The following is a 7,008-nucleotide window of genomic DNA, read 5'->3' as shown; positions in this document are numbered from 1 at the left end:
GACAGACACTTCTGAAAAACTGGCAACTGTCAGATCAAGTTTGAACTACTACAAAGTTCAAGAACTTATTTTCATCTTACACTTGATAATTATTTAAAACAACTATCGGAATAATCCTCGAGTCTACTAGGCTTATGCATCTTTATCTGTATCAACCATGGGGTGGCCTCACTGAAGAAAGATTCATTCCTGCTCCTTGCACTAATTTCTTTCTTGAAGAGGAAGGTTTTTTGTCTTGCGAAAACAGGCCTTGATTTTGCATGAGTATTGAAACCTTTTGATTCAGTTCCCTTATCTCCGCTGCAGATTGCTCCCGCAATTCTCTTATCCCTGCTGCAGATTGCTCCCACAATTCTCTTATCCCTGCTGCAGATTGCTCCCACAATTCTCTTATCCCTGCTGCAGATTGCTCCCGCAATTCCCTTATCCCCGCCTCCTGCTTTTTAAATTGTGCCTGCCATTGTTCTTCAGCCTCTTTCTTCCGCTGTTCAAAAAGTTCTGTTATTACAGCCATTGATTGTCGTGAATCACTGCGTTGACGGTGCTTCGCCTCATATTCAGCGAACTCTTTCAAAAAATCGTTGTCCTTATCATCTACTCTCTTTTTCACTTCCTCCAATGTTTTATTTATTAATCCATGCATGATGCTACGGCCTGAATTTTTTGAATTTTTAAGTAAATCATTGAGTTCTTTAATCAATTTCCTATAGTTTTGTTCTTCTTTTAATTGGGAAAGAGCAAAATAGATTTTTGCTACCTCTACAGCACGTTGTACTGTACAATCCTGACCAAACAACTCCCATACTGCTCTTTGTACCCACCACAAAGAACTGTCGAAACGCTCTTTTTGCTTTTTTTGATAACTACAAAGCGCATTCCCCATTTCAGTCACTGTGGCTTTACTTAACGCACTCAGTATTTTATAAGGGGCTAGCGATTCAGCTTGCGGCGAAGTTTCCTTTTGTGCTCTTTTACACATCTCAAAAAAAAGATCAATATCACGTTTGTTATTCCTGTCTCTTAAAATATTTTTGGCCACAAGCTCCAATGTCGTCATCGAACTAATGTTTGGAGTTAAAACACAAACAGATCGTTCAATAAGCCAGATACATTGCTCATAATGCTGCTGTTCTAACATCTTATGTAATAAGGTATTTTTATTGGTATCCCTCATTTCATTTAAAGCAAACGTCAATTTAATGGAGTCAGCACCTACAACTTCAGTGATCATGGAAGTAGTCAAGTCATAATCATTATTGATGAGCGCCTCCATTACCTGGGGAAACAAAGCTTGAATCCTTTCCATTTCTTGCTTCAAAGAATCATCGGGTGAGACCTGAAGCACTGATGTGATTGTTTCGGAAGCAACAGAAGAACTTGCTGTATTTGTAGGTGAGGCTGCTGGGATTTTTTCATTCTCTGGCATCGGCGGAACTTTCTTAGTGTCAAAAGCAGGTCCTTTAGCGCCCGATTTATTTTTACTTGAAATTACCCCATCAAACTTAATTTTCTTTCCTTTTGCATGCTGGTCTGGGAAGTGTGTTTCTGTCTCTGGTGTCGGTGGGACTTCCTTTGTGTCGAAAGCAGGTACTTCAGCACCCGATTTGTTTTTATTTGGAATTATTCTGCCAAACTTAACCTTCTTCCCTTTTCCGTGCTGGCTTGATGAAGATGAAGAAGGGACTGCGGGGTGTGTTTCTTTCTCTGGCGCCAATGAGGCTTTTTCTACACCAACAACAGGTACATTGAAATCAACGATATTTCTATCGGGCATTTCTCCCATGCTTTTGCCGGGTTCGCTCACCGACGAAGACTTCTTGGTCCTTGCTGTGGCAATTTGTTCCAGCAATCTTTGCGCAACAAGAGGGTCAACAACCTCAATAGCAAGCTTTTGCTGTATTTTGCATATCTTTTTCAAGCTACTCCTGATCTTTTTAAAAATTTTCTCATGTAGTTCAGGGTCGTCCAGTTTTTTCGTGGCCTGATTAAGTATTTTTGGTGCTTGAGATAGAAATTCAAGATTAGCTGCTTTATATTCACGAAGAGCATGGTAAGAATTATCATTTTTACTCAATTTAGGATTTTGCTGGGCAGTATTTAATACTTCTTTTGCTCGCTCATAAAAAACATTCTTAAGATATTCGGTAAGTTTTGTTAAATGAACAAAATTACCTAAAAAACTCAACCAACTAGTTGTCTCAATTAAATTCTTTACGCCATCAACCATGGCTATTAAGTCATCAACTTCGGCTCTAAAATTATATAATTCGATGAGCTTACTTTTATATTTATGCTTCGCAGATAGCAAATCAAAATAAGAGATAATCTTGCTATACTCATGCTTTCGTTCAAAACTGACAATAGGACGACCCTTCTGTTCTGATCTTTTCTTGAATTGTTCTAATTGTTCTTTTGCGTTACTCTCCAGAAGAGCAAGCTCCGTACAATAGGTCATACCATGAAAATCAGATCTCTTCGTTGCAGGATTCCAGTAAGCAATAAGTTGCCTTTTTATCACGGTCTCAATAGACAAAATAAACCCTTCTATCTGATTAATGGCAATTTTATGAGCAAAAACTTCTTGTTGACACTCCATACATTTTCTGAAGCAAGACATAGACTTCATATGTGATGAAGTCAAAAAATCTCCTACAGCATCATATTTTTCTCCTTTCTTGAGCTGTGAATGCTCGCCAGTTGTTATGTTTCTAATAAAACCTTCTATTGCTTTAAAATATTGCTCATGCTGAATAGAGGTCACATTGTCTTGAGTAATAACAAAGAAGATTAAACGAGTGATAAGTTGATACACCAGAAGATGAGGTTCATTAATCTTTTCACGAGCTATTTGTTGACTTTCAAGATGGTCAATTCCTAAGATTCCTTGGGGTATTTTTCTTAAAACTTTTTGCCATTCGGTATAATAATCAATGTATATATTACGAAGATCTCTATCCATAGAAAATTCCAGTTCCTGAAGTATACTTTCTGTACCACCCCAATTTTTCTCGCAAAAATGTTCTGCTGCCCGAACAATTTTCTTTCCGATTCCTCTCCTGTCTCCAGGCATACCTAAACTATTAATCGATCATCAAAATGAGTTCCTTCGACAGCTTTATATGCAACGGAATTTTTTTCCTTTTCAACAACACGAATCAATCCTCCCTCATTTAGTGCTTTGTGATATTGTTTAATAATAAATTGTGTTTTTTCGTTAAGAGTAATTAAATTTTCATCATACTTATGCATTACCATAATCCATTTTCCTTTTGCCGAGATTAGATACAGTTCCAATATATTTTATAAAAAAGATCAATTAACATTCATTGATAGCAATTTTGATGCATTATATCTAAAACAGATCTACGAGCGCAAGAATCAAAGCTAAATGCTGGTTAACCTTTAGGCGGTTTCATCGTATAGTCTTGGTTCACTTTGAGCCTCATGTTACACTTCATAACCCGTTCAATAAAAGCTAGCAATTCATCATGACAATCCTTGTATTTGATATAGAAACTATTCCTGATGTTGCGGCGGGCCGTAAATTATATGATTTACAAAACTTGTCTGATGAAGATACCGCAAAAGCTATGTTTGCTTTACGACGAGCTAAAGTAGGGAATGATTTTTTACCTCATTATTTGCAAAAAATCTGCGCTATTTCTTTAGTTCTTAGTCATGGTTCTCAAATTAAGGTATGGTCTTTAGGAGATGAATCATCCGATGAGAAAGAACTAATTACCCGCTTTTTTGCAGGTATTGACAAACACACACCTACTCTAGTCAGTTGGAATGGCAGTGGTTTTGATTTACCCGTCCTCCATTATCGTGCCTTAGTCCATGGTATTGCTGCACCAACCTATTGGGAGACTGGTGAACATCAGCAAGCTTTTCGCTGGAATAATTATTTAAGCCGCTTTCATTACCGACATTTAGATCTTATGGACATTATTGCCGGCTACCAAAATAAAGCCTTTGCTCCTTTAGATGAAATCTCCAGCATATTGGGTTTTCCTGGAAAAATGGGCATGAGTGGCTCCAAAGTTTGGGAGCAATATCTTGGCGGTCAAATTAAAAGCATTCGCAATTATTGTGAAACCGATGTATTAAATACTTTTTGTGTGCATTTACGTTTTGAATTAATACGTGGTGTGATTAGCCAAGATGAATATCAGCATTCTATAACACGATTAAAAGACTATTTGCGCAGTGAGCATGATAAGCAACACTTACAAGAATTTTTAAGCCATATGGCCTAACCTCTGCTAATGCATTTGAATCCAGTCTCAGGATCGAGTAGACTAAACTGTTAAGATCGAAAAATACACATTGGGTTTAAAAACAAATCTTATTATTCTTGGTACAATACCATCCATAAAGATTAATCCACCAACCCCAATTAAAAAATTAATATTCAGGGATTATCTTATGTCTCAGCCATTAATTTTCATTACTAAAAAACAAGCGTTTCTCTTTGCCTGTTTTCTAGTAATGTACGAATTCCTGACCTATATTGCCAATGATATGATCATGCCTGGCATGCCTTATGTAGTTCATTCGTTTCACGCAAGAGAATCAATCATTGCTACCTCTCTAACCATTTATATTCTTGGTGGTGCAAGTTTGCAAGTTTTACTTGGCCCGCTTTCCGATGCCTATGGGCGCCGCCCCTTGATGCTTAGTGGTGCCTGCTTATTTTTCCTGTTTACCCTTTTCATTGCCTCGTCTAATACGATAACTCAATTTTTGGTTGCCCGTTTTTTTCAAGGTATGGGTTTATGCTTTATTGGGGTCGTTGGCTATGCCACCATACAAGAAATTTTTGAGGAAATGGATGCCATTCGCTTGATTGCCATTATGGCGAATGCAACTATTCTTGCGCCTTTAGCAGGCCCGGTTCTAGGTGCTTTAGTCATTCATTATACTTCCTGGCGCTATATATTTTTGGTCATAGCTGCATGCTCATTATTCGCTTTATGGGGATTATGGTGTTACATGCCAGAACCAATAGGCCAGAAAAAAAGAACTGGGGAAATTATTCCGAGAATGGAATTTTCTGCTTCTGAAATTCTAAAAAACTATCGGTTATTATTAAGTAACAAAGTATTTTGTTTTGCTACTTTAGCAATCGGAACAATGGGTATAGCTTGTGTTGCCTGGATTGCTTTAGCACCCGTTATTTTGACAATTGAAGGCAAACTAACCCTCATTCAATATGGGTTATGGCAGCTCCCTGTTTTTGGTGCAACAATTCTTGGTAACTGGTTTTTACATCACTTAACTCATAAACGAACAATAAGACAAATTATTATCTATGGGGGCATCATCATGTTCTTAGGCACAATTTCAACATCAATTCTGCCTTATTTATATGGCAATGCCTACTATTACCTGCTGCCAGGAATCACCGTTTACTTTTTTGGCCTAAGCATAGTGAATGCGCCTTTAAACAGATATTGCCTCTATGTAACCTCAGTAACTAAAGGCACCGCATCTGCCTTAATTAGTTTAAGCGTGATGATTATAGGCGCTGCAGGAATAGAAGTTGCCAATATACTATATAAACATCATAGTAATCTTAATTTTGGCCTTTTTTGCAATGGCACTCAGGCACTCTTTTTTATCTTTATCGGCATTGCATTTTACTTACATAAAGATTCTGTAGAATTGTCTTAACGCGCCGTTGATTTTGCGGGATGTGATTCCTTAAGGATAAATACTGCAATAATTAAACTGGCTAAAAAGCATAATGGCATCACTAATAAAGCAGTTTGATAACTTTGTATACTGTATGTATGTACGCCATTCACTACATGGCCTGAATCAATATGCTGCAAAATGTAACCAACTAAAGGTTGAAAAATTGCCCCACCAATCAGTACAGACAGATTATTAAAACCCGAGGCAGTTCCAACAAACTCTGGGGGATTATTTTCTTTAACCACTGCAAAACTTACTGTTTGCCCGCCTGCACCAAGACCTAATACAAAAAGGACAAGTGGCGCCCAACCATAGGTGAGCCCAGGAAAATAAAAAAGGATTAAGGTAGCGCTAAAGCCCAACGCGGCACTTAAAGTTAAAGAAAAACGTCGGCTTTCCATTTTATCACTCAACCAGCCCAACAAAGGGCTACCAATCCCAATACCAATCCAAATCATGCTACATAAACCTGATGCAGCCACCATGTTAATTTGGAATTTTTCTTGTAAATAAGGAACACCCCAAAGTGCCGCAAATACCGCGATTGGTGTCCAAATCGCAAAAGCATAACCACCAATAATCCAAGTATGAGCATGTTTACAAACTGCAACTAAACGCTTCCATTCATCGCGCAAATAGTGTTTCGGTATTTTTTGGTTTTGTTGATTAGGATAATCACGAATATACACCCAAAAACAAGCAGCAAGAATAAAACCGACAAAAGATAAAATAAAACTGGCTTTACGCCACCCCACTCCTTGAATCAGATAAGCTAAAGGCATTTCACCAAAAATAGCACCTACAGAGCTCATTAATTGGGCGATTCCAGCCAGGATGGCAAAATAAGAAGGAGGAAACCAGCGTGACAGCAGAACTAAAACACCAATAAATGAAAAAGCAGAACCAATCCCAATTAAGAAACGACCAATACATGCAGTAAAAATACTGTCTGTAGATGCAAAAAAAGCAGAGCCTAAAGCACAAAGAACAATGGCAAAAGTCATTAATTTCCTAGGGCCGTAACGATCATATAAAACCCCTGCAGGTAACTGCGTGGGCGCATAGGCATAAAAATAAAAAGCAGAAATAAATCCAAAACCTGCACCAGTCACGCCAAATGTTTTCATCATGGGCTCAGCCATAACGCTTGGGGCTACTTGTAAAATAAACTCATATAAATAAAAAGATGCTGCGAGAAAAAATATGAAATAAGCAGTCAAAAGCTGTTTATTTACAGTTGCAGAATTATTGTTGTTCAATTTAAAGTCACTCCGTTGTGGATGGTACATTAAATCTTATAGCGATTTG

The 7,008-nt window shown here is 37.8% G+C and carries 5 protein-coding genes; 2 read left to right on the top strand and 3 right to left on the bottom strand.

The genetic code is table 11. From position 1 onward, the window contains the following. Positions 1-151: 151 nt before the first annotated feature. Both QM652_RS02770 and QM652_RS02765 read right to left on the bottom strand, forming a co-directional pair. Positions 152-2,959, bottom strand: coding sequence for a hypothetical protein (locus tag QM652_RS02770; RefSeq protein WP_415072664.1), 2,808 nt, complete (start codon positions 2,957-2,959; stop codon positions 152-154). Between the two features lie 113 nt (positions 2,960-3,072). Further along, positions 3,073-3,249, bottom strand: coding sequence for a hypothetical protein (locus QM652_RS02765; RefSeq protein ID WP_415072662.1), 177 nt, complete (start codon positions 3,247-3,249; stop codon positions 3,073-3,075). Between the two features lie 239 nt (positions 3,250-3,488). Here QM652_RS02765 and QM652_RS02760 point away from each other — a divergent pair, with 239 nt between their 5' ends. Together QM652_RS02760 and QM652_RS02755 are read left to right on the top strand one after the other, a co-directional pair. After that, positions 3,489-4,259, top strand: a complete 771-nt coding sequence (locus QM652_RS02760) for a 3'-5' exonuclease (RefSeq protein WP_415072660.1) — start codon at positions 3,489-3,491, stop codon at positions 4,257-4,259. 169 nt (positions 4,260-4,428) lie between these two features. After that, positions 4,429-5,676, top strand: coding sequence for an MFS transporter (locus QM652_RS02755; protein WP_415072658.1), 1,248 nt, complete (start codon positions 4,429-4,431; stop codon positions 5,674-5,676). Here QM652_RS02755 and QM652_RS02750 read toward each other — a convergent pair. Further along, positions 5,673-6,959: an MFS transporter gene (locus tag QM652_RS02750; protein ID WP_415072656.1), complete on the bottom strand. Its 1,287-nt coding sequence runs from the start codon at positions 6,957-6,959 to the stop codon at positions 5,673-5,675. The genes QM652_RS02755 and QM652_RS02750 overlap by 4 nt on opposite strands. Positions 6,960-7,008 lie beyond the last annotated feature (49 nt).

The organism is Legionella sp., assembly GCF_047605385.1.
Lineage (GTDB): Bacteria > Pseudomonadota > Gammaproteobacteria > Legionellales > Legionellaceae > Legionella.
Note: the sequence above shows the minus strand (reverse complement) of the source record. Positions and strands in the feature narration are given on the sequence as shown.

Coding starts and splice junctions, on each gene's coding strand:
- QM652_RS02755 (WP_415072658.1), top strand. CDS start 4,429: ATGTCTCAGCCATTAATTTTCATTACTAAAAAACAAGCGTTTCTCTTT.
- QM652_RS02765 (WP_415072662.1), bottom strand. CDS start 3,249: ATGCATAAGTATGATGAAAATTTAATTACTCTTAACGAAAAAACACAA.
- QM652_RS02770 (WP_415072664.1), bottom strand. CDS start 2,959: ATGGATAGAGATCTTCGTAATATATACATTGATTATTATACCGAATGG.
- QM652_RS02760 (WP_415072660.1), top strand. CDS start 3,489: ATGACAATCCTTGTATTTGATATAGAAACTATTCCTGATGTTGCGGCG.